This is a genomic window from Janibacter sp. GXQ6167, assembly GCF_041365945.1.
In the GTDB taxonomy this organism is placed as follows: Bacteria; Actinomycetota; Actinomycetes; order Actinomycetales; family Dermatophilaceae; genus JBGFSK01.
This window is the reverse complement of the sequence record NZ_JBGFSK010000005.1, coordinates 105,729-124,750: the sequence shown is the minus strand read 5'-3', so window position 1 is coordinate 124,750 and position 19,022 is coordinate 105,729. Positions and strand designations below refer to the sequence as shown.

The following is a 19,022-nucleotide window of genomic DNA, read 5'->3' as shown; positions in this document are numbered from 1 at the left end:
GTAGTTTGTCGGCCATGAGCACCGCTGACTGGGCCGACGAACCGCCGGAGCAGCCGCGCGAGCGTGATCCGAAGGAGCCGCCGCCGAGCCGCCGCCAGCGGCGTGCCTTCATCGCCCTCGGCATCCTCGCCGCCGCCGTGGTCCTCACCACGATCGGCGCCGGGGTCTGGACCGACCGGCTGTGGTTTGACTCCCTCGGCCAGGGCTCGGTCTGGTGGACCCGCGTCCGGACCCAGCTTCTCCTCTTCGTCCTCGGCTTCCTCATCATCGCGGTGCCGGTGGCGGCCAGTTTGATCGTGCCGGTTCGGTACCGGCCGGACCACGCGGCGCTCACCCCCGGGGAGCAGGCGCTCGCGCAATATCGCGCCGCGCTCGCCCCCTACCAGCGCGCGATCGTGATCAGCGTGCCGACGGTTCTTGGCATCCTCGGTGGGATCGCCGCCGGAGGGCAATGGCAGCGCTACCTGATGTGGCGCAACTCCACCCCCTTCGGGACGAAGGACCCGCACTTCAATCGCGACGTCTCCTACTACATCTTCGACCTCCCGTGGCTGGGTTTCGTCGTCGGCTTCCTGACCGTCGCCGCGATCGCCTCGCTCCTCGCCGCCGCCTTTACCCACTACGTCTACGGGGGCCTTCGCCCGCCGACCCGGGGGCGCTCGACCCGCGCCGCCTTCGTCCATCTCGCGATCATCGGTGCCGTGCTCGTGCTCCTCCGCGGATACGGCGACATCCTTGAGGCCCACGCGCTCACCACGAGCGAAGGGGCGGTGCTCACCGGGGTCAACTACACCGGCGCCCACGCCGTGATTCCGGCGAAGTACACCCTCGCGGTCGCGGCGGTGCTCTGCGCGGGGCTCTTCGCGATCGCCGCCCGGACCCTGTCCTGGCGGTTGCCGATCATCGGTGTCGCGACCCTCGTCGTGCTCTCGATCCTCGCGGGCTCGATCTACCCGGCGCTCGTCGAGACGTACAAGGTGGCCCCCTCGCGGGCCTCGCTGGAGCAGCCCTATCTCCAACGCACGATCGATGCGACCCGTGCTGCCCACGGGGTCGCCGACGTGGAAGCGACCAGTTACAACGCGACGTCGACACCGGCGCGGGGTCAGTTGAGCGGCGACGCCGACACGATCCCCGGCATCCGGCTGCTCGACCCGGCGGTCGTCTCGCCGACGTACCGCCAGGATGAGGCGAAGGAGCGCTTCTACACCTTCCCCAACGACCTCGACGTCGACCGGTACCGCATCAACGACGAGGTCGTCGACACCGTCGTGGGGGCCCGTGAGCTCGACCTCAGCCTCGTCCCCGCCGATCGCCGGGACTGGGTCAACGACCACACCGTCTTCACTCACGGGTTCGGCCTCGTCGCCGCACGCGGCAACACGATCGACCGCAATGGCAAGCCCGCGTGGATTGATCTGTCGAAGGAGGTCGGGGAGTACGAACCGCGGATCTACTTCGGGGAGCGGACGAACCACTACGTGATCGTCGGCGCCGCGGAAGGGGCCGCGCCGCGCGAGGTCGATACTCCCGGCGGCAACGAGGCCCGGTACACCTACACCGGTGACGGTGGCGTCTCGCTGGCGTCCCCCCTTCGCCGGGCCGCCTTTGCCCTGTCGCATCGGGACATCAAGTTGCTCCTTTCCGATGGGGTCAACGAGAACTCGCGCATCCTCGAGCACCGCACCCCGCTGGAGCGGGTGAACCGGGTCGCCCCCTGGCTGACCCTGGACTCCGACCCGTACCCGACGATCGTCGACGGCCGGATCGTCTGGGTGGTCGACGGGTTCACCACCTCGAGCGCCTACCCCTACTCGACCCTTTTCAGCCTGAGTGGGGTGCGCGATGGCACCTTCACCCCGACCAACTCGCCGCGCGACGCGGTGGGGCGCGGCGAGCGCCTCAACTACATGCGCAACTCGGTCAAGGCGACCGTCGATGCCTATGACGGCTCGGTCACGCTCTACCGCTGGGACGACCAGGACCCGATCTTGAAGACCTGGGAGAAGGCGTTCCCTGGTCTCATCCGGCCGACGAGCGAGATCAGCTCGGAGTTGATGAGTCATCTGCGCTACCCGGAGGACCTCTTCCGCATGCAGCGCACGGTCCTCGCCGACTATCACGTGACCGACGCGGCGGACTTCCGCGCCGGTCAAGACCGGTGGCGCGTCCCGGCGGACCCGACCGTCGAAGGAGAGGACAAGCCCGCGCAGCCGCCCTATTACCTGACGATGGCGATGCCGGATCAGGAGGCGCCGTCGTGGTCGCTGACCTCGACCTATATCCCGAACGGTGACCGCGATGTCATGGCCGGATTCCTCGCGGTCGATGCCGACGCGGGGGATAAGGCGGGGGAGCCCGCGCCGGGCTACGGGTCACTGCGGATGCTCGCCGTGCCCCGCAGCACCTCCGTGTACGGACCGGGACAGGTGCAAAACAACATCAATGCCTCGAGCGCCCGCTCGGCCGATCCGGATACCGGCCTCTCGCTCACCGAGTTCTTCAACATCAACCGGCGCGGTTCGTCGAAGGTGACGCTCGGCAACCTGCTGACCCTCCCGGTCGGTGAGGGCTTCTTGCACGTCGAGCCGATCTACCTCTCGACGTCGGCGGGGCAGTCCAGCTTCCCGCTGATGCGCGCGGTGGTCGTGACCTTCGGGACTCGGGTGGCCTGGGCGCGTGACCTCGACACGGCGCTCAATCAGCTCTTCGACGGCGAGTCCGGCGCGAAGGCCGATGACACCAAGGCCGGTGGACCGCCAACCGAGCCGGCGGCGCCGAGCGAGAGCGATACGACCGAACTCACCGACCGCGGCAAGGCGCTCGACGAGGCCATCAAGGAGGCCCGAGACGCCTATGCCGAGGGCCAGGAGGCCTTGAAGTCGGGGAACTTCGCGGCGTACGACGAGGCGCAGAAGAAGCTCAAGGCTGCCATCGACAAGGCCGCGGAAAATCAGCCGGGCGGGGGCTCGATCGACCTCGCCCCGTGATGCCGGGCGGGCGCCGGCCCGCCCGGCGGGCGCCCGTCCGGGGAAGTTCCCGTTTTCTCGTGGAGTTCCGCGAGAAAACGGGAGTTTCCGGGGACTGGACGGCTCCGATTTGGTGAGCCAGGGATGGTTCACGTACAGTTCATGAAGCAACGACGCGGGGTGGAGCAGTTCGGTAGCTCGCCGGGCTCATAACCCGGAGGTCGCAGGTTCAAATCCTGCCCCCGCTACCACGTTACGAACAAGGCCCTCGACCATCACGGTCGAGGGCCTTGTTCGTCTCGGTTTGGCCGAAGGGGGAGACGCGCGCGGCCTGGACTCGGCACAATGGGTAGATGTGGGGCTTCTGGGATGGGCCGCAAGATCGGCCGGGGGGCGATGACTCCCTGCAGGCGTTGTACTTCCTCGTCGAAGCCGCCGAGGTCGAGGACCTCGTCGAGCAGGCCTATCTCGATGACTTGCGGATCGCCGAGGAAGAGCGCTGGAAGTGGATCGGCCGGGGCATCTTCGATGGGCAGGTGGACCTCTTCGAGGAGGAAGACGACGACGAGCCTCCAGAGGTCCCCGAAGAGGAGCCAGCCGGCTTCACTCTCGCCCAGGTGATGGGGATGCTCCAGCACTACCTAGGGGCGACCGTGATCGAGACGCCGCCCGACCAGGGCCATGATGCGGGCTCGGTAAACTAGCGCGCATGGCCAACGTCGTAACGGATCAAAAGACCCGAGTTGTGAGCACCCCCGTGGCGGTCATCGTCGCCATCCTGACCGGTGGGTACATGCTGCCCTGGGCGATCGCGGCCATCCGGGGCAACGCCAACGCGTGGCGGGTGTTTTGGGTCAACCTGCTGCTCGGCTGGACCATCATCGGCTGGATCGTGGCCCTCGTGATGTCCATCAAGGAGCACAAGATCGTCTCGATCAACTGATGCGCTAGGGGTATTCCCCCTTCTCGGTTGATCAATCTCACCCCGTAAAGAGCAGCCCGCAGTTTGACCACACCCGCGATCGGTGCGGCACACTGGATTAGGTGAACTCAGGTAACCCTCACCGCGTCGTCGTCATTGGCTCTGGATTCGGCGGCCTCTTCGGCACGCAGGCGCTGAAGAGGGCCGATGTCGAGATCACGTTGATCGCCAAGACCACCCATCACCTCTTCCAGCCGCTGCTCTACCAGGTCGCGACCGGGATCCTCTCCGAAGGCGAGATCGCCCCGTCGACCCGGGAGATCCTCGCCCGGCAGCGCAACGCCCGCGTCGTCCTCGGTGACGTGACCGGCGTCGACCTCGACGCCCGCACCGTGACCGCGGTGACCGTCGGCCGCGAGACGGTCGTGCCCTATGACTCGCTGATCGTCGCTGCGGGTGCTGGACAGTCCTACTTCGGCAACGACCACTTCAGCGAGCACGCGCCCGGCATGAAGTCGATCGATGACGCGCTCGAGCTCCGCGGACGGATCTTCGGGGCCTTCGAGCTCGCCGAGCTCGCGAGCACCCCCGCCGAGATCGAGCGCCTCATGACCTTCGTGGTCGTCGGTGCCGGACCGACCGGCGTCGAAATGGCGGGGCAGATCGCCGAGCTCGCTCACCGCACCTTGAAGCGCGACTTCCGCCGCGTCGACCCGCGCAGCGCGCGCATCATCTTGATCGACGGTGCGCCGCTCGTCCTCCCGACCTTCGGCCAGCGCCTCGGCGGCAAGGCTCGGCGCCAACTTGAGTCGATGGGCGTCGAGGTCATGTTGAAGACCAAGGTGACCGATGTCGACGGCACGGGCCTGGTGATCGAAGACGAGAAGGGCGAGCGTCACCGGATCGAGGCCCTTACCAAGGTGTGGGCCGCCGGGGTCCAGGCGAGCCCGCTCGCGCGGATCCTTGCCGAGCAGACCGGCGCCGAGATTGACCGGGCCGGACGGATCGAGGTCCTGCCGGACTGCACGCTCCCCGGCCACCCCGAGGTCTTCGTCGTCGGTGACATGGCCGCGCTCGATGGGCTGCCGGGTGTCGCCCAGGTCGCGATCCAGCAGTCGCGGTACGCGGCCGAGGCGATTAAGCGCCGGATCGCCGGCAAGCCCGAGCAGGCCCCCTTCACCTACTTCGACAAGGGCTCGATGGCGACGATTTCGCGCTTCTCGGCCGTCGCGTCGATCGGTAAGGTCAGCCTCTCCGGCTTCTTCGCCTGGCTGATGTGGCTTGGGGTTCACCTCGTCTACATCACCGGCTTCAAGCACCGCGTCACCACCCTGCTGCACTGGGCGGTCTCCTTCCTCGGTCGCGGACGCAGCCAGCGCACCACGACCGAGCAGCAGGTCTTTGCTCGCAACGTGATCAAGTCGGTGGGCGAGGACGCCTATCCGACGCTGCCTCGCGTCGCCGAGGACCGCCCCGAGCAGCCGAAGGCCGGCTAAGAGCGGGCCTGCTCGTAGCGGTCGAGCGCCTCCCGGCGCTCCTCGGCGTGGTCGACGAGGCGTAGCGGGTACCCCTTCGCATACCCCTCGTCGTGCTTCCACGGCTGGTGCGCCGCTTTGCCCGGGAGGTGTGCGAGTTCGGGCACCCACCGCCGCACATACGCGCCGTCGGGGTCGAAGCGTTCTCCCTGCGTGACCGGATTGAAAACCCTGAAGTACGGGGAGGCATCGGTCCCCGTCCCGGCGACCCACTGCCACCCGTGCTGGTTGCTCGCGACATCGCCGTCGAGCAGATGCGCCATGAAGTGCGCGGCCCCACGCGGCCACCAGCAGTGCAGGTCCTTGGTGAGGAAGCTCGCCGTCACCATCCGCACCCGGTTGTGCATCCATCCCGTCGCGAGGAGCTGGCGCATACCCGCATCGACGAAGGGGTAGCCGGTGCGCCCCTCCGCCCACGCGGCGAAGGTCTCCTCGTCGAGGTCGTCGTAGCGGATCCCCGCGAGCGCGTCGGTGAGGTCATGATGCGCCGAGTGCGGGTTGCGGTGCAGCACATCGGCGTAGAACTCGCGCCAGATCAGCTCGGTGAGGAAGGTCTGCGGGCCGTCGGCGTCGGCATCAGCACGTTCGCGCAGGTCGGCGAGCAGCGTGCGCGGGTGGATCGCCCCCCACTTTAAGTGGATCGAGAGCTGTGAGGTCCCGGCGAGGTCCGCTCGGTCCCGATCGCTCGCGTAGTCGGCGATCCCGTCATCGAGGAAGTCCGCCCACCGCGCCAGAGCTGCCTGCTCGCCGAGCGCCGGGAGATCGAAGGGGGCGCGCGGCTCCGGGAGGTCAACCGAGTCCAGCCCGGCGCGCGTCAGGCGCAGGTCCGTAGGTTCCTCGGCAGGTGCCGGGTGGGGGTGGTCGCGCCAGGCCCGGGCGAAGGGGGTGAAGACCTTGTAGCCCGTCCCCTCCTGGGTGAGGACCGTGCCCGGGCCGAGGATGTACGGGCTTCCGCTCGCGACCAGCGCGACCCCCTTCTCGTGCAACGCCTGCGCGACCGAGGCGTCGCGACTTGCGCCCCAGGGCTCGGTTTCGGCGCTGACGACCACCTGGTCGGCTCCCACCGCGTCGGCGAGTCGGGGGAGGACCTCGACCGGATCGCCGTCGGCGATCACCAAGGTCCCGTCATAGGACTCGTTCGTCGCCTGTAGCACCGCGGTGAGCGCGGCCGTGCGCACCGCGCCCGCGTGGGAGAGCAGCGTCGGGTCGAGGACGAAGACCGGCACCACCTCGCGTCCGTCGGCAGCGGCGGTGAGGAGGGCGGGGTGGTCGGCGCGGCGTAGGTCGCGGCGCAGCCAGAGAATCGAGCGCTTCACACCTCACGACCCTACGGGCGAGCGGAGGCGCGCGGGGCGGGCTTAGGGTGGCGCCATGCCGCTGGACTTCCCCATCGAGAGCCGGACCCTGGCCAAAGGCCTGCGCGTCGTCGTCCAACCCGACCCGCGGGTCCCGACCGTCACCGTGAACCTGTGGGTCAATGTCGGCTCGCGTCACGAGCAGGAAGGGCGGACCGGCTTCGCTCACCTCTTCGAGCACCTCATGTTCCAGGGCTCGGAGCATGTCCCGAGCGGCGAGCACTTCGCCGCGCTCATGGCCGCCGGTGGGCGCCTCAATGCGACCACCTGGTTTGACCGGACGAACTACTTCGAGACCGTCCCAACCGGTGCCTTGGAACTTGCGCTCTGGTTGGAAGCGGATCGGCACGCCCGCCTGCTCGCCGCGGTCAACCAGGACAACCTGGACAATCAGCGCGATGTCGTGAAGGAAGAAAAGCGTCAGCGCTACGACAACCAGCCCTATGGCACGGCTCTCGCCGAAATCTACGAGACGGTCTTCCCGGCGGGCCACCCCTACCACCACTCCACCATCGGTTCGATGGAGGATCTGGACGCCGCGTCCCTCGCCGATGTCCATGAGTTTTTCACGGCGCACTATGCCCCCGACAACACCGTCTTGACCCTCGTGGGGGACGTGAGCGCGCAGGAGGGGTTCGCCCTCGCCGAGAAGTACTTCGGCTCGATCACTCACCGGGCCGCGCCCCGCCGGGCTCCGGTGGACCCCCTCCCGCCGCTCGCCGAGCCGGTGCGCCGCGAGGTCCGCGCGGAGGTCCCGAACGATCGGCTCTACCTCGCCTTCCGCCTACCGGTCGATGGAGGCGCGGACTTCCTCGCGGCCTCGATGGCCTTGGACTGCCTCGCGGGCCTTAGCTTCTCCCCGCTGGAGCAGCGCCTCGTGCGCACCGAGCAGACCGCGAATAGCGTGCACGCGAGCGCCATGGGCTTCGTCGACGGGGTCTCGCTGGGGCTGCTCGTCGCCGATATTGCCGACGGCGTCGACCCCGATGTCGTCGAGAGGGCCATCTGCGAGGAGCTCGAGGCCTTCGCCGAGAGCGGGCCCACCGAGATCGCCCTGGAGGCCGTCCGCGCCCAGTCCGAGCGCAGTTGGCTCTCCGCGCTCGCGGCGCAAGACGAGCGGGCCGACCTGATCGGCCAGTTCACGACCCTGCACGACGACCCGCAGGGCATCAACACCTTCCTCGACAAACTGCTCGCGATCACCCCGGAGCAGGTCCACGAGGCGGCCCGGACCTGGTTGCGCGCCGACGCTCGAGCCGTCGTCGCCTATCGCGTCGCCGAGTCGACGGACGCGCTCGACGCGTCCACCAGCAGCGGCGAGGACATCGCCGCTGGGCATGAAGATCACACCGACGAGACCGATGAAGGGGGTCGCGCGTGAGCGCCGTCCTGCCCCGCCCGAGCGTGCAACCCGCAGGCACCTGGACCTTCCCCACGCCGCGGGAGATCGAGCTCGCGAACGGCCTCACCGTGCTCGTCTACGACGTCCCCGGCCAGTACGTCATCTCGGTACGCCTCAGCGTCCCGGCGCCGCTGCGCGCCGAACCACGTGAGCGGGAGGGCGTGGCCGCCATCATGGCCCGGCTGCTGGATGAGGGCACCGCGACGCATAGCCAGCTCGAACTGGCGGAGTTGCTCGAGCGCCACGGCATCGCGATGGGAGCGGGGGTGAGCGAGCAGGCTCTCGGGGTCGATCTCGAGGTGTCCCGACGCCACCTTGAGACCGGGCTCGAATTGCTCACCGAGTGCCTCACCGAGCCCGTCTTCGCCGCCGAAGAGGTGACGCGGATGGTGCGCACCCGCCTCGCGGAGATCGCCCAAGAGCGGGCGTCGGCTGGCCGTCGTGCTCATGCCGAACTCGTTGCGGCGTACTACGACCCGAGCGCCCGAGCTTCGCGGCCCGGCGCCGGTTCGCCCGAATCGGTGGCGGCGATCACCCGCGATGATGTCGTCGCTTTCCACGCCGAGCACGTCCACCCAGACCACGCCAGCCTCGTCCTCGCAGGCGACGTCGGCGGGCTCGATGTGGAGGCCCTGCTAGCCGCGACGATCGGCACCTGGCCGAGGTCCGTCCACCCTCGTCCCGAGCCCACCCGCGAACCGGCAGCACGGGCCGCGGACCGCCAGCGGATCGTGCTCGTCGACCGCCCCGGCTCGGTGCAATCCGAAATCGCGATGGCGACGCCGGGACCGGATCGGCGCGGTGAGTGGGCCCCCTTCCCGGTCCTCGGCTGGATCCTCGGTGGCGCGCCCAACGCTCGGATCGACGCGATTCTGCGAGAAGAGAAGGGGTATACCTACGGGGTCCGTGCCCTCTTCCGGCCGCGTCAGGTCGGCGGAATGTTGATCATCTCCGGGTCGGTGCGCGCGGACGCGACCGCCGAGTCGGTGAGTCTGCTCACCGAGATCGTTGCCGGGATGGAAGGGGGCGTGACCGAGGCCGAGGCCCGCGCGGGGATCGACTTCGCGACGTTGACGGCCCCCGGGCGCTACGAGACTGCCGACGCGATCGCCGATGAAGCGATTGCGCTCGCGGCCGATGGGCTGCCGCTCACCTTCACCTCCGACAACGTCGCCGCCATGCGAGCGCTCACCGTCGCTGACCTGGACGAGGCGTGGCGCCGGGAGGTGACCGAAGGCTGGACGGTCGTCGTCGTGGGTGATGCCGCCTCGGTCGCGGACGGGCTGCGCGAGCTCGGCGAGGTCACGATCATCTCCTAGCGGCGGGTACAGTCGGGATCGGTCCCGCTTCGGCGGGCCACTTTCCTACGCCACCGACACGGGGAACCCGGTGAGAAGCCGGGGCTGACGCGCAGCGGTATGGGGGACGGACACGGCAATGCACCACTGGGCCCGACGGCCTGGGAAGGTGCCGTGAACCGGACGAACCCGAGCCCGAACACCCGATCGGTGGTTCCTCGTCGGCCTCGCGCATGGGCCCCGTCCACGAAGGAGTGACCAGTCATGGTCCCCACCCGTCTCGCCACCGTCGTCTCTGCCGCCGTCGCCGGCGCGCTCCTCGCGAGTTGCGCCGGTGCCCCCGGCTCGCCCCAGGTCACCACCGGCTCCGCCTTCACCCCCGTCACTCTCGACAACTGCGGCGAGACCGTCGAGGTCACCAAGGCGCCGTCCCGGCTCGTCACCGTCAATCAAGGCGCTACCGAGGTCGCCCTGGCCCTTGGCCTCGAGGACCGCATGGCTGGCACGGCCTATCTCGATGACGAGATCTCCTCGACGTGGCAAGAGCAATACGACACCGTGGACGTCCTCGCGACGGAGTACCCAACCAAGGAGAGGTTCCTCGCTGCCGAGCCGGACCTCGCCTACGCCGCGTACTCCAGCGCCTTCTCCGACAAGTCGGTCGGGACCCGGGCCGAGTTGAAGGCCGAGGGGATCCCCACCTACATCTCCCCCTTCGGCTGCCCGAAGGGGGAGAAGACGGCAGCCCCGACCTTCGAGAGCGCGTGGTCAGAGGTGGCCGACGTCGCGAAACTCTTCGGCGTCGGGGGCCGCGCCGATGAGCTGATTAAGCGCCAGCAGGACGAGCTGAAGCGGATTCGCGAGCAGGCGCCGGGGAAGGGAGTGACGGCCCTGTGGTACGACTCGGGGGACAAGTCTCCCTTCGTGGGCGCGGGCGGCGGGGGGCCGCAGTTGATCCTCGACGCGGTCGGCGCCGCCAATGTCTTCGGGGACCTCGAAGGGGGCTGGGCCGATGGCACCTGGGAGAAGGTCGTCGAGTCTGACCCAGACGTCATCGTGCTGGCAGACGCTTCGTGGTCGTCGGCGGACAGCAAGAAGGCATACCTCGAGGCCGACCCGGTGCTTCAGAACCTCGCCGCGGTGAAGGCCGGGCGCTATGTCGTCGTCCCGTTCTCGGCGACCACGCCGGGCGTGCGGCTCATCGAGGGCGCCCAGACGGTGGCCGAGGGCCTCGCCGACCACTCGTGACCACCATCGACGTGAGCGCCGGTGGGCGTGTGACCTGGCGACCGGCGCTCGTCTTCATCGCGCTCTTCGCCGTGCTTATCGCGAGCGCGATCGCGGTCCTCGGGGTCGGGTCGGTGACGGTGTCGGCCTCCGAGGTCGTGGCGGTCGTCGCCCGGCGCCTCCGCCTGACCGAGGGCGCTTCGGTCACGGTTCTCGCCGACCGGATCGTGTGGGATCTGCGCGCTCCGAGGGTGATCGGCGCGGCCTGCGCCGGGACTGTCCTCGCCGTCTCCGGCGCGGTCCTGCAGTCCCTGACGCGCAACGAACTCGCCGACCCGTACCTGCTCGGAATCTCCAGTGGCGCGGCAGCCGGGGCGGTCTGCGCCATCGTCTTCGGCATCTCAATCGGCGGCGTCGGCCACGGCGCCACCGTGGGGGCGATGGCCCTGCTCGGGGGCGTGGCAGCGCTCCTCCTCGTCTTGGCCCTCGCGACCGGACGTTCCGGAGAGTTACCGCCGGGGCGCACGATCGTGAGCGGGGTCGCCGTCGCGCAACTGGCCGGAGCCTTCACATCGCTCGCGATCATGGTCTTCGGGGCGCGGGACGCCGCGCGTGAGGTGCTGGCCTGGACGCTCGGCTCCTTCGCCGGAGTCCGGTGGCCCTCGGCCATTGCGCTCATGGTCGTCGCTGGCGTCACCGTGGTCGGGGTCCTCGGGTGCGCCCGCGCCCTCGACGCCTTCGCCTTCGGCGAAACCTCCGCCCGCTCCCTCGGAGTCGACGTCGCCCGCTTGCGGTGGATCCTGCTCGTCGGGACCGCGCTGGTCACCGCCGGGACCGTCGCAGTCGTTGGTCCGATCGGGTTCGTCGGCCTCACCGTCCCGCACATCGTGCGCGCCCTCGTCGGCCCCAGTCACACGGCACTGCTTCCCGTCAGCGCCCTCGCGGGCGCTCTGCTGATGGTCTGGGCCGACACTGCAGCGCGATCGGTGGCCGATGGCCGCGAGATCCCAATTGGCGTGGTGACCGCCGCGATCGGTGCACCGGTCCTCGTGATCCTGCTGCGACGTCAGGCGCAATCCCGATGAGGCTAGCAGCCGAGGGACTGAGCCGGATCGTCGACGGGCAGCACCTCGTGCACCGGGTCGACCTTGCCGTGATGCCGGGCGGGCTGACCGTCATCCTCGGGCCGAACGGGTCAGGGAAGACCACCCTGCTTCACCTGCTCGCTGGCCTCACCCGACCGAGCGAGGGTCGCGTCCTGCTCGACGGGCGGGACCTGCACTCCCTTCGCCCTCGCGAACGCGCCCGTCGGATCGCTCTGGTCGAGCAGCACCCGTCCACGACACTGGACCTCACCGTGCGTCAGGTGGTGGCTTTCGGGCGGATCCCACACCGGGGGCGCTGGCCGGGCGCCACCGATCGGGACGCCGAGGCCATCGACGACGGGATGATCACCGCAGAAGTGGACCATCTCGCGGGCCGCCGGTGGGGGAGCCTTTCTGGGGGTGAGCGCCAACGCGTCCACCTTGCTCGTGCGCTGGCCCAGCGACCCGAGGTGCTCCTCCTCGACGAGCCGACGAACCACCTCGATCTCAAACACCAGTTGTCCTTCCTCGCCACGGTGCGGGATCTCCCGACGACGACGGTGGCGGTCCTCCACGACCTGGACCTGGCGGCCGCCTTCGGCGAATGGGTGGCCGTATTGGACCGGGGCCGCCTCGCGGCGCACGGACCGATGGAGGCCACCTTGGACGACGACCTCATCGGGGCCGTCTTTGGGGTGCGCGCCGCCGTGAGCCGAAGCGACCGGCTCCGGGTGCTCTGGGAGTTCCCGCTCGGCGCCCACGCACGCCGCGTCGGTGCGGGGGAGCCCCGGACCGGCTAATCGAGCGTCGGTCGCTCGTCCGGCGCCAGAGCGGCGAGGACTTCGTCGTGGAGGATGCCGTTGGTGGCGACTGCGTTGCCACCGAAGGGCCCGTCGACCCCGTCCAAACTGGTAAACCGCCCGCCGGCCTCGGTGACGATGGCGACGAGGGCGGTCATGTCGTAGAGCTCCAGCTCGGGCTCGGCCGCGACGTCGACCGAGCCCTCGGCGACGAGCATGTAGGACCAGAAGTCTCCGTAGGCCCGGGTGCGCCACATACGTGAGGTGAGCCCGAGGAAGCCCCGCCCGCGACCGGCTTCGCGCCAGGAATCGATCGAGGAGTAGGAGAGCGAAGCGTCACCGAGCGAAGCGACCTGGGAGACCCGAATCTGACGTGCCGAGGACAGCGAGCGGCCGGTCCAGGCTCCCGTGCCCTCGGCCGCCCACCAGCGCATCCCTAGCGCCGGAGCCGAGACGAGACCCATGACGCAGCGCCCGTCTTCGATCAGCCCGATGAGCGTCGCCCAGACGGGGAGTCCGCGGACATAGTTTTTGGTGCCATCGATCGGGTCGATCACCCAGCGGCGGCTCGAGATTCCGGTCGTGGGGAACTCCTCACCGATCACCGCATCGCGGGGCCGCGCTCGCGAGAGTTGGGCGCGCAGCACCTGCTCGGCGGCGCGGTCCGCATCGCTGACGGGCGTGAGGTCCGGCTTGGATTCGATAACGAGGTCGTCGGCGCGAAAGCGCGCCATCGTGACCTGCTCGACCTGATCGGCGAGCATCTGGGCGAGGCCGAGGTCGTCGGCATACGGCGAAGAGGGACTCACCCGGCTCAACGTAGCGCACGAGGTGGGCGTTTAGTCTCCGCTCTGCGCGGTCCGCGTCCGCAACAAGCGGCGCAGTGAGTCCAGGCGTTGGGCGCCGTTGGGACCAGCGTGTCCCTGCGCGACCCAGTCATCGAGCGCGCAGTCCGGTTCGTCATGGGTGCAGCCGCGCGGACAGTTCGCGGTTCCCTCGGCGAGTTCGGGGAAGTGCTCGACGATGCGTGTCGGGTCGACGTGGGCAAGGCCAAAGGAGCGGATGCCGGGAGTATCGATGACCCACCCCCCTTCAGGCAGGCGCAAGGCCACCGCAGAGGTCGAGGTGTGACGTCCGCGGCCGGTGACATCGTTGACGACACCGGTGGCCCGGTCGGCGTCCGGCACGAGGGCGTTGACCAGAGTCGACTTGCCGACGCCCGAGTGTCCGACGAGCACGCTGACCTTCCCCGCGAGGCGCTCGCGAAGGGCCGCGAGTCCCTCGCTGCCGGGGCTCAAGACCGAGGTGACGACGCAGGGGACGTCGAGCGGGGCGTATTGCGCGAGGAAGGGGCCAGCCGGCTCCAGATCGGCCTTCGTCAGCACCAGAAGGGGGTCCAACTCGGCGTCATAGGCCGCGACCAGGCAGCGGTCGATGAGGCGGGGCCGGGGCTCGGGATTGGCGAGCGCCGAGACGATCACCAACTGGTCGGCGTTGGCGACGACCACCCGCTCGATCGGGTCGGTGTCATCGGCGGTTCGGCGCAGGACGCTCTCGCGCTCCTCGACCCGCACGATCCGCGCGAGGGTGTCGGCTCGCCCCGAAACGTCGCCGACGAGGCCGACGCGATCACCGACGACGATGCTGGTCCGCCCGAGCTCGCGAGCGCGCATCGCGACGACGGTGCGCTCTTCGCCCCCTTCGTCGACCAGCGTCGTCCACCGCCCGCGATCGACGGCGATCACGAACCCGATCACGGCATCGGCGTGGGCCGGGCGGTCCTTGGTGCGGGGGCGCGAGCCCCGACGGTTCGGGCGGACGCGGACATCCGACTCATCCCAGTCGCGGGCCGAGCGTCCCATCAGGCGTGCTCACCGACCATGGTGGTCCACAGGTCGACGAACTCGGGCAGCGTCTTGGCGACCGTGCCGGCGTCCTCGATGACGAGGCCGGGCACGCGCAGGGCGAGCACTGCCCCGGCCATCACCATGCGGTGGTCGGCGTAGGTTCGCCACGGGCGATCGGCGGGGGCCCGAAGCGGACCCGGTTCGATCCGCAGGCCGTCCTCGCGCTCGATGACACCCGCCCCGAGCGCGCTCAACTCGGTCGCGAGCGCCGCCAGGCGGTCGGTCTCGTGGCCTCGAATATGGGCAATCCCGCGCAGTTCGCTCGGGCCATCAGCCAGGGCGGCAAGGGCCGCAACAACCGGGGTGAGCTCGGCGACGTCGTGCAGGTCGAGGTCGATCCCGACGATCTCGCCGGTCCCGGTCACGGTGAGGCCGGAGCCGTCGAGGTGGACGTCGGCCCCCATCGCGTCGAGGATGTCGCGCATGGCGTCACCGGCCTGGGTCGTGTGTTGCGGCCAGCCCGCGATCGTGACCGAACCTCCGGCGACGAGCGCCGCCGCCGCGAAGGCTCCGGCGTTGGAGAGGTCCGGCTCCACGGTGACATCGAGGGGGAGGAGTTCGCCGGGCTCGACCCGCCACGTGTTGGCGTCGGAGTCATCGACGACCGCCCCGGCATCGCGCAGGGTCTCAACCGTCATCGTGATGTGCGGCTCGGAGGGCACCGGTTCCCCGTCATGGATCACCGTCACCCCTTCCTCATAGCGCGACCCGGCAAGGAGAAGGGCCGAGACGAACTGCGAGGACTGGGAGGCGTCCAGCACCACGGTGCCGCCCGTGACCGCACCGTCGCCGCGAACCGTAAAGGGCAGAGTCCCCCTTCCACCATCGTCCACCGCGACACCAAGGGTGCGAAGGGCGTCGAGCACGGCCGCCATCGGCCGCACCCGCGCCTGCGGGTCTCCATCGAAGCGCACCTCGCCGTCCACCAACGCGGCGACGGGCGGGAGGAAACGCATGACCGTCCCGGCGAGTCCACAGTCGATCGACCCGTGGCTGCGCAGCATGCTCGGCGTGATGATCCAGTCGGCATGACCATCGGCGGAGGTCGCGTCCTCGACGCCGGTGCCGAGGGACGTGAGGGCCCCCGCCATCAACTCGGTGTCCCGAGAGCGAAGGGGGCGCCGCAGCCGGGAAACCCCCGAGGCGAGGGCCGCGATGACGAGATAACGGTTGGTGAGGGACTTGCTGCCCGGCACGATCACCGTGGCGGCCAAGGGGCCGCCCGCGTGCGGGGCGGACCAATCAGCTGAGGGCATTCTTGGCCTGGGCGGCGGCAAGCTTCGCCTCGCGCCTGGCCGAGCGCCGCAGACCCCGCGCGCCACGCTCCACCGAGTCGGTCGCCATCTTGGCCCGGTAGGTAAGGCCCGGCTTGCCCTCGGTGTCGACGGCGGCGAGGATCAGCCCACCGAGCAGGCTGACATTGGTAAGGAAGCTGCGCTGCTTGGCGGCCTTGGCCTCCGGGTCGCTCTCGGCCCAGAAGTCGTGCGTCGCCGTCGTGGGGGCGAGCACGCCCGCGAGGAGGGCCGAGGCGAGGCGCGGGGCCCGGCCGAGCGCGAGCAGGGTGCCTCCGGTCAGCATGGCGACGCCATCGGCGCGCACCATCAGGGCCGGGTCGTTCGGGGTGCCGAGCTTGTCGGACATCGCCTTTACGACCGGGCGCGCGGCCTCGATGCGTCCCTTGGGCTGACGAAGCGCCCCGATCCCGCCATAGATGAAGATGGCGGCGAGCATGGGACGGGCCAGACGACGAACGATCATGGGCTCTTCACTCCTTGAAATAAGTCACAACACCCGCTTGGGTCAGGTCCCACCGTAGTTCCTCGCGGGGGCGCGCGGTACGTCCGCGCGGGTGCGTAGCCTAAAGACTCATGTGCGGGCGCTACGCGGCTGGAAGCGAACTCGACGAACTGGTCGAGGCCTTCGACGTGGCCGCCGACAACTCTCGGGAGGCAACGCGCAGCCTGCTGAAGAGCCCGCAGGACCCCCCGGTCGGCGCTCCCGACTACAACATGGCACCCACCAAGCAGGCCCCGATCGTCCTCACCCGCCCCGACTCGCCACGGCAGTTGCGCCACCTCACCTGGGGGCTGATTCCGTCCTGGGCGAAGGACACTCGGGTGGGCTTGCGGATGATTAACGCGCGCGCCGAGACGGTCCTTGATAAGCCCGCCTTCGCGCGGGCCGCTTCGGCCCGGCGGTGCCTCGTCCCCGCCGACGGGTGGTACGAGTGGCAGGTCTCTCCGGTCGCGGTCGATGCCAAGGGCAAGCCACGCAAGCAGCCCTTCTATATCCATCGCGACGATGAGGTCCCACTCGCCTTCGCCGGCCTGTACGAGTTCTGGCGCGATCCCGCGCTGGATCGCGATGACCCGCTGGCGTGGGTCGTGAGTTTCGCGATCGTCACCACGGCCGCGGACCCCGACATGGACCGAATCCACGACCGCCAACCGCTTGTGCTCGATCCCGGCGACTGGGACCGTTGGCTGGATCCCGAACTCACCGATCCGGCCGTGGTGGGGGAGATGTTGGCCTTCGCCCGTCCGGGCCGGTTCGCCGCCCACCCGGTCGGCACCGCGATCGGATCGAGTCGGGCGAAGGGGGTCGAGCTCACCGCTCCTATACCCAGGTCCGGGTTGGACGGAGTGCTGGACCCCGAGACCGGAGAGATCATCGAAAGGTCCTAGGCCATGGCGACCCTGATCGATACGCCCACGGGGCCCGGCCGGCTGCACATCTACGAGTCCGACGGCTCCGAGCGCGGGACGGTGATTCTCGGTCATGGTGCCGGGGGGAGCCAGCAGACGCCCGACGCGCTCCTGCTCGCCGAAGTCCTGCCGCGCGACGGGTGGCGCACGGTCTTGGTCGACATGCCGTGGCGGGTCGCGGGCCGCAAGGTCGCGACCTCCCCACCAACCCTCGATCGCGGTTGGCAGCCCCTGGTCGAGGCCGCGAAGGGGGAGGGGCGGCTCGTCCTCGGCGGCCGCAGCGCCGGCGCCCGAGTGGCCTGCCGCACGGCCGGGCCGCTTCGCGCCGACGCGGTGCTCTGCCTCTCCTTCCCCCTTCACCCACCGGGCAAGCCCGAGCGCAGCCGCGCCGAGGAGCTCGCGACCCCTTGCGAGATCGGCCTTCCGGTCCTCGTCATCCAGGGGCGGCGCGACCCCTTCGGCACCCCCGAAGAGGTTCGGGCGGCAGCACCGGACGCCGTCGATGTCGTGCCCGTCTCGGCGGCGCATAGCGCCCCCAAGAATCTCGACGAGATGCTGATCCCGGTGCGCGCCTTCCTCGCCGATCTCGGCTAATCCCCGTCGTCGTCGCTGAGGACCCCGAGGGCGAGGATCAGCCCGAGGACCTGGTCTGGGTCGCTGAGCGCATCGCCGAGCAGATCGCGAATCTGGTTCATCCGATAGCGCACGGTTTGCGGGTGGATGTGCAATGTCTCGGCGACGAGTTCGCGCCGGCCTTGGAGGAGAAGCCAGGCACGGAGGGTCTGCGCGAGTCTCGCGCGCGATCCGTCGCCCAGGTCGGCGAAGGGGGCCAAGGCGCGCTCGCGCAGGTCGGCGAGGGCCTCCGGGTCGCCGCGAAGCACGAGGGTCGTCAGCAGGTCCTCGGTATCGATGGGCGGGTCGTCCGGGGCGATCGAAGCGACGGCTGCCACCGCGCGGGTCGCCCGGCGGTAGGACTCGCTCGCGCGAGCCCAGGTCCGGGCCGGTCCGATGACCGCCCCGTGGCGTTCGAGTCGCTCGATGAGGGCGGGGCGCGCCGCCCCGCCGGTGTCGGGGATCAGCAGGGCGGCCCAGTCAGCGAGGGTCGGGTCGGGCAGATCCTCGCCGACGACGAGGGTCCGCGGGTCCAGCATCCCGACGCCGGCCCGTAGGCGCTCCTGCGGGAGGAGCACGACGGTGACCGTCTTCGGCGGGGTCCACCGCGCGAGGAGCGCGGCCTCGGTGAGGTCGCGCTCGGGTGCTCCGGTAAGCAGGGCCCGAGCCAGGCGGTCGAGCTGGATCAAGCGGGCTCGCTCGGCGTCGGCCGACTCGCTGTTATGCCCGGCGACGCTCGCGGCGGAGAGCTCATCGATATAGGTGAAGACGAGTTCGGCGAAGCGCCCGAGCGTCGCCGCATCGAGGCCTTGCTCGACCCCCACCCGCGACAGTTCGCGCCAGGAGACCCGCGCTCCGACCCGATAGGCGGCGAGCAGGGCGTCGATGGAGCGGCCGCTGCGCGCCTCTCCGCGGCCGAGTTCGTGCGCTGCCCTCACGCCACTTCCGCGGCGCGCCTCGAGGGCGGTGCCGGTCGCGAGGTCAAGGAAGTTCCCGAGCGATGTTTGCACCGCCTGCTCGATGACCTTGCCCATCCGGCCCTGGAAGGGGGCGTCGTAGGGCGGGACCTCTTGCATGATCGCGCTGACGGCGGCGCGCGCGACCCCTGGTAGCCGTTCTCGCAGGTGGGTCGCCGCCGACGGGCTGAGCGGAGGCACATCGTCGGGCCCAGATGACGCACTCATCGGCCACCCCTTCGTCGCCCT

Annotated in this window: 17 protein-coding genes, 1 tRNA gene and 1 riboswitch; of the genes, 12 read left to right on the top strand and 6 right to left on the bottom strand. The window is 69.8% G+C overall.

The genetic code is table 11. The annotated features are described in order from the left end of the window. Nucleotides 1-14: 14 nt before the first annotated feature. The 5 genes from AB8K43_RS09105 to AB8K43_RS09085 all read left to right on the top strand — a co-directional run bounded on the left by AB8K43_RS09105 (nucleotide 15) and on the right by AB8K43_RS09085 (nucleotide 5,387). The gene (locus tag AB8K43_RS09105) at nucleotides 15-2,990 is read left to right on the top strand and encodes a UPF0182 family protein (RefSeq protein ID WP_370893590.1); all 2,976 of its coding nucleotides are present in this window, start codon (nucleotides 15-17) and stop codon (nucleotides 2,988-2,990) included. Between the two features lie 153 nt (nucleotides 2,991-3,143). Beyond that, nucleotides 3,144-3,220, top strand: a tRNA-Met gene (locus tag AB8K43_RS09100). 102 nt (nucleotides 3,221-3,322) lie between these two features. Beyond that, on the top strand, nucleotides 3,323-3,673 hold the full coding sequence (locus AB8K43_RS09095; protein WP_370893588.1) for a hypothetical protein: 351 nt from the start codon (nucleotides 3,323-3,325) through the stop codon (nucleotides 3,671-3,673). A 5-nt stretch (nucleotides 3,674-3,678) separates the two neighbouring features. Beyond that, entirely contained in the window at nucleotides 3,679-3,912 is a 234-nt protein-coding gene (locus AB8K43_RS09090) for a superinfection immunity protein (protein ID WP_370893586.1), read from the top strand. A gap of 101 nt (nucleotides 3,913-4,013) precedes the next feature. Beyond that, the gene (locus AB8K43_RS09085; protein ID WP_370893584.1) at nucleotides 4,014-5,387 is read left to right on the top strand and encodes an NAD(P)/FAD-dependent oxidoreductase; all 1,374 of its coding nucleotides are present in this window, start codon (nucleotides 4,014-4,016) and stop codon (nucleotides 5,385-5,387) included. Here the strand turns inward: AB8K43_RS09085 and AB8K43_RS09080 are convergent. Then, nucleotides 5,384-6,742, bottom strand: a complete 1,359-nt coding sequence (locus tag AB8K43_RS09080) for a deoxyribodipyrimidine photo-lyase (protein ID WP_370893583.1) — start codon at nucleotides 6,740-6,742, stop codon at nucleotides 5,384-5,386. The genes AB8K43_RS09085 and AB8K43_RS09080 overlap by 4 nt on opposite strands. Nucleotides 6,743-6,797: 55 nt before the next feature. Here AB8K43_RS09080 and AB8K43_RS09075 point away from each other — a divergent pair, with 55 nt between their 5' ends. From AB8K43_RS09075 to AB8K43_RS09055, 5 genes are all read left to right on the top strand, one after another. Further along, entirely contained in the window at nucleotides 6,798-8,162 is a 1,365-nt protein-coding gene (locus AB8K43_RS09075; RefSeq protein WP_370893581.1) for a M16 family metallopeptidase, read from the top strand. Further along, nucleotides 8,159-9,502 carry a M16 family metallopeptidase gene (locus tag AB8K43_RS09070; RefSeq protein ID WP_370893579.1) on the top strand — a complete coding sequence of 448 codons (1,344 nt, stop codon included), beginning with the start codon at nucleotides 8,159-8,161 and terminating at the stop codon, nucleotides 9,500-9,502. Before AB8K43_RS09075 ends, AB8K43_RS09070 begins: the two co-directional genes overlap by 4 nt. A 58-nt stretch (nucleotides 9,503-9,560) precedes the next feature. Beyond that, nucleotides 9,561-9,686: riboswitch (cobalamin riboswitch) on the top strand. A 59-nt stretch (nucleotides 9,687-9,745) separates the two neighbouring features. Further along, a complete protein-coding gene (locus tag AB8K43_RS09065; protein WP_370893577.1) occupies nucleotides 9,746-10,729 on the top strand; it encodes an ABC transporter substrate-binding protein in 984 nt (327 codons plus the stop codon). Next, the gene (locus AB8K43_RS09060; RefSeq protein WP_370893575.1) at nucleotides 10,726-11,793 is read left to right on the top strand and encodes a FecCD family ABC transporter permease; all 1,068 of its coding nucleotides are present in this window, start codon (nucleotides 10,726-10,728) and stop codon (nucleotides 11,791-11,793) included. Before AB8K43_RS09065 ends, AB8K43_RS09060 begins: the two co-directional genes overlap by 4 nt. Continuing rightward, on the top strand, nucleotides 11,790-12,593 hold the full coding sequence (locus tag AB8K43_RS09055) for an ABC transporter ATP-binding protein (protein WP_370893573.1): 804 nt from the start codon (nucleotides 11,790-11,792) through the stop codon (nucleotides 12,591-12,593). The genes AB8K43_RS09060 and AB8K43_RS09055 overlap by 4 nt, the downstream gene beginning before the upstream one ends. Here the strand turns inward: AB8K43_RS09055 and hisN are convergent. The 4 genes from hisN to AB8K43_RS09035 all read right to left on the bottom strand — a co-directional run bounded on the left by hisN (nucleotide 12,590) and on the right by AB8K43_RS09035 (nucleotide 16,258). After that, a complete protein-coding gene (gene hisN / locus AB8K43_RS09050) occupies nucleotides 12,590-13,357 on the bottom strand; it encodes a histidinol-phosphatase (RefSeq protein WP_370893967.1) in 768 nt (255 codons plus the stop codon). The two genes, AB8K43_RS09055 and hisN, sit on opposite strands and share 4 nt — an antisense overlap. Nucleotides 13,358-13,432: 75 nt before the next feature. Beyond that, nucleotides 13,433-14,455 (bottom strand): ribosome small subunit-dependent GTPase A, encoded by a 1,023-nt coding sequence (rsgA, locus tag AB8K43_RS09045; protein ID WP_370893571.1) that lies wholly within the window; start codon nucleotides 14,453-14,455, stop codon nucleotides 13,433-13,435. After that, complete coding sequence (gene aroA / locus AB8K43_RS09040) at nucleotides 14,455-15,756, bottom strand: 3-phosphoshikimate 1-carboxyvinyltransferase (protein ID WP_370893570.1); 1,302 nt, start codon at nucleotides 15,754-15,756, stop codon at nucleotides 14,455-14,457. The genes rsgA and aroA overlap by 1 nt, the downstream gene beginning before the upstream one ends. Continuing rightward, entirely contained in the window at nucleotides 15,743-16,258 is a 516-nt protein-coding gene (locus AB8K43_RS09035; RefSeq protein WP_370893568.1) for a DoxX family protein, read from the bottom strand. Before AB8K43_RS09035 ends, aroA begins: the two co-directional genes overlap by 14 nt. A gap of 110 nt (nucleotides 16,259-16,368) precedes the next feature. On the opposite strand from AB8K43_RS09035, the gene AB8K43_RS09030 reads away from it, so the two are divergent. Further along, nucleotides 16,369-17,184: an SOS response-associated peptidase gene (locus AB8K43_RS09030; protein ID WP_370893566.1), complete on the top strand. Its 816-nt coding sequence runs from the start codon at nucleotides 16,369-16,371 to the stop codon at nucleotides 17,182-17,184. A gap of 3 nt (nucleotides 17,185-17,187) precedes the next feature. After that, nucleotides 17,188-17,799 (top strand): alpha/beta family hydrolase, encoded by a 612-nt coding sequence (locus tag AB8K43_RS09025; RefSeq protein ID WP_370893564.1) that lies wholly within the window; start codon nucleotides 17,188-17,190, stop codon nucleotides 17,797-17,799. On the opposite strand, the gene AB8K43_RS09020 is transcribed toward AB8K43_RS09025, so the two are convergent. Then, the gene (locus AB8K43_RS09020) at nucleotides 17,796-19,001 is read right to left on the bottom strand and encodes a PucR family transcriptional regulator (protein WP_370893562.1); all 1,206 of its coding nucleotides are present in this window, start codon (nucleotides 18,999-19,001) and stop codon (nucleotides 17,796-17,798) included. The two genes, AB8K43_RS09025 and AB8K43_RS09020, sit on opposite strands and share 4 nt — an antisense overlap. Between the last annotated feature and the right edge of the window lie 21 nt (nucleotides 19,002-19,022).

Bases quoted from the DNA above. Each gene is read 5' to 3' on its own strand.
- AB8K43_RS09065 (WP_370893577.1), top strand. From the start codon at position 9,746: ATGGTCCCCACCCGTCTCGCCACCGTCGTCTCTGCCGCCGTCGCCGGC.
- AB8K43_RS09075 (WP_370893581.1), top strand. From the start codon at position 6,798: ATGCCGCTGGACTTCCCCATCGAGAGCCGGACCCTGGCCAAAGGCCTG.
- AB8K43_RS09020 (WP_370893562.1), bottom strand. From the start codon at position 19,001: ATGAGTGCGTCATCTGGGCCCGACGATGTGCCTCCGCTCAGCCCGTCG.
- AB8K43_RS09090 (WP_370893586.1), top strand. From the start codon at position 3,679: ATGGCCAACGTCGTAACGGATCAAAAGACCCGAGTTGTGAGCACCCCC.
- AB8K43_RS09030 (WP_370893566.1), top strand. From the start codon at position 16,369: ATGTGCGGGCGCTACGCGGCTGGAAGCGAACTCGACGAACTGGTCGAG.
- hisN (WP_370893967.1), bottom strand. From the start codon at position 13,357: ATGCTCGCCGATCAGGTCGAGCAGGTCACGATGGCGCGCTTTCGCGCC.
- AB8K43_RS09105 (WP_370893590.1), top strand. From the start codon at position 15: ATGAGCACCGCTGACTGGGCCGACGAACCGCCGGAGCAGCCGCGCGAG.
- AB8K43_RS09055 (WP_370893573.1), top strand. From the start codon at position 11,790: ATGAGGCTAGCAGCCGAGGGACTGAGCCGGATCGTCGACGGGCAGCAC.
- aroA (WP_370893570.1), bottom strand. From the start codon at position 15,756: ATGCCCTCAGCTGATTGGTCCGCCCCGCACGCGGGCGGCCCCTTGGCC.
- AB8K43_RS09035 (WP_370893568.1), bottom strand. From the start codon at position 16,258: ATGATCGTTCGTCGTCTGGCCCGTCCCATGCTCGCCGCCATCTTCATC.
- rsgA (WP_370893571.1), bottom strand. From the start codon at position 14,455: ATGGGACGCTCGGCCCGCGACTGGGATGAGTCGGATGTCCGCGTCCGC.
- AB8K43_RS09025 (WP_370893564.1), top strand. From the start codon at position 17,188: ATGGCGACCCTGATCGATACGCCCACGGGGCCCGGCCGGCTGCACATC.
- AB8K43_RS09095 (WP_370893588.1), top strand. From the start codon at position 3,323: ATGTGGGGCTTCTGGGATGGGCCGCAAGATCGGCCGGGGGGCGATGAC.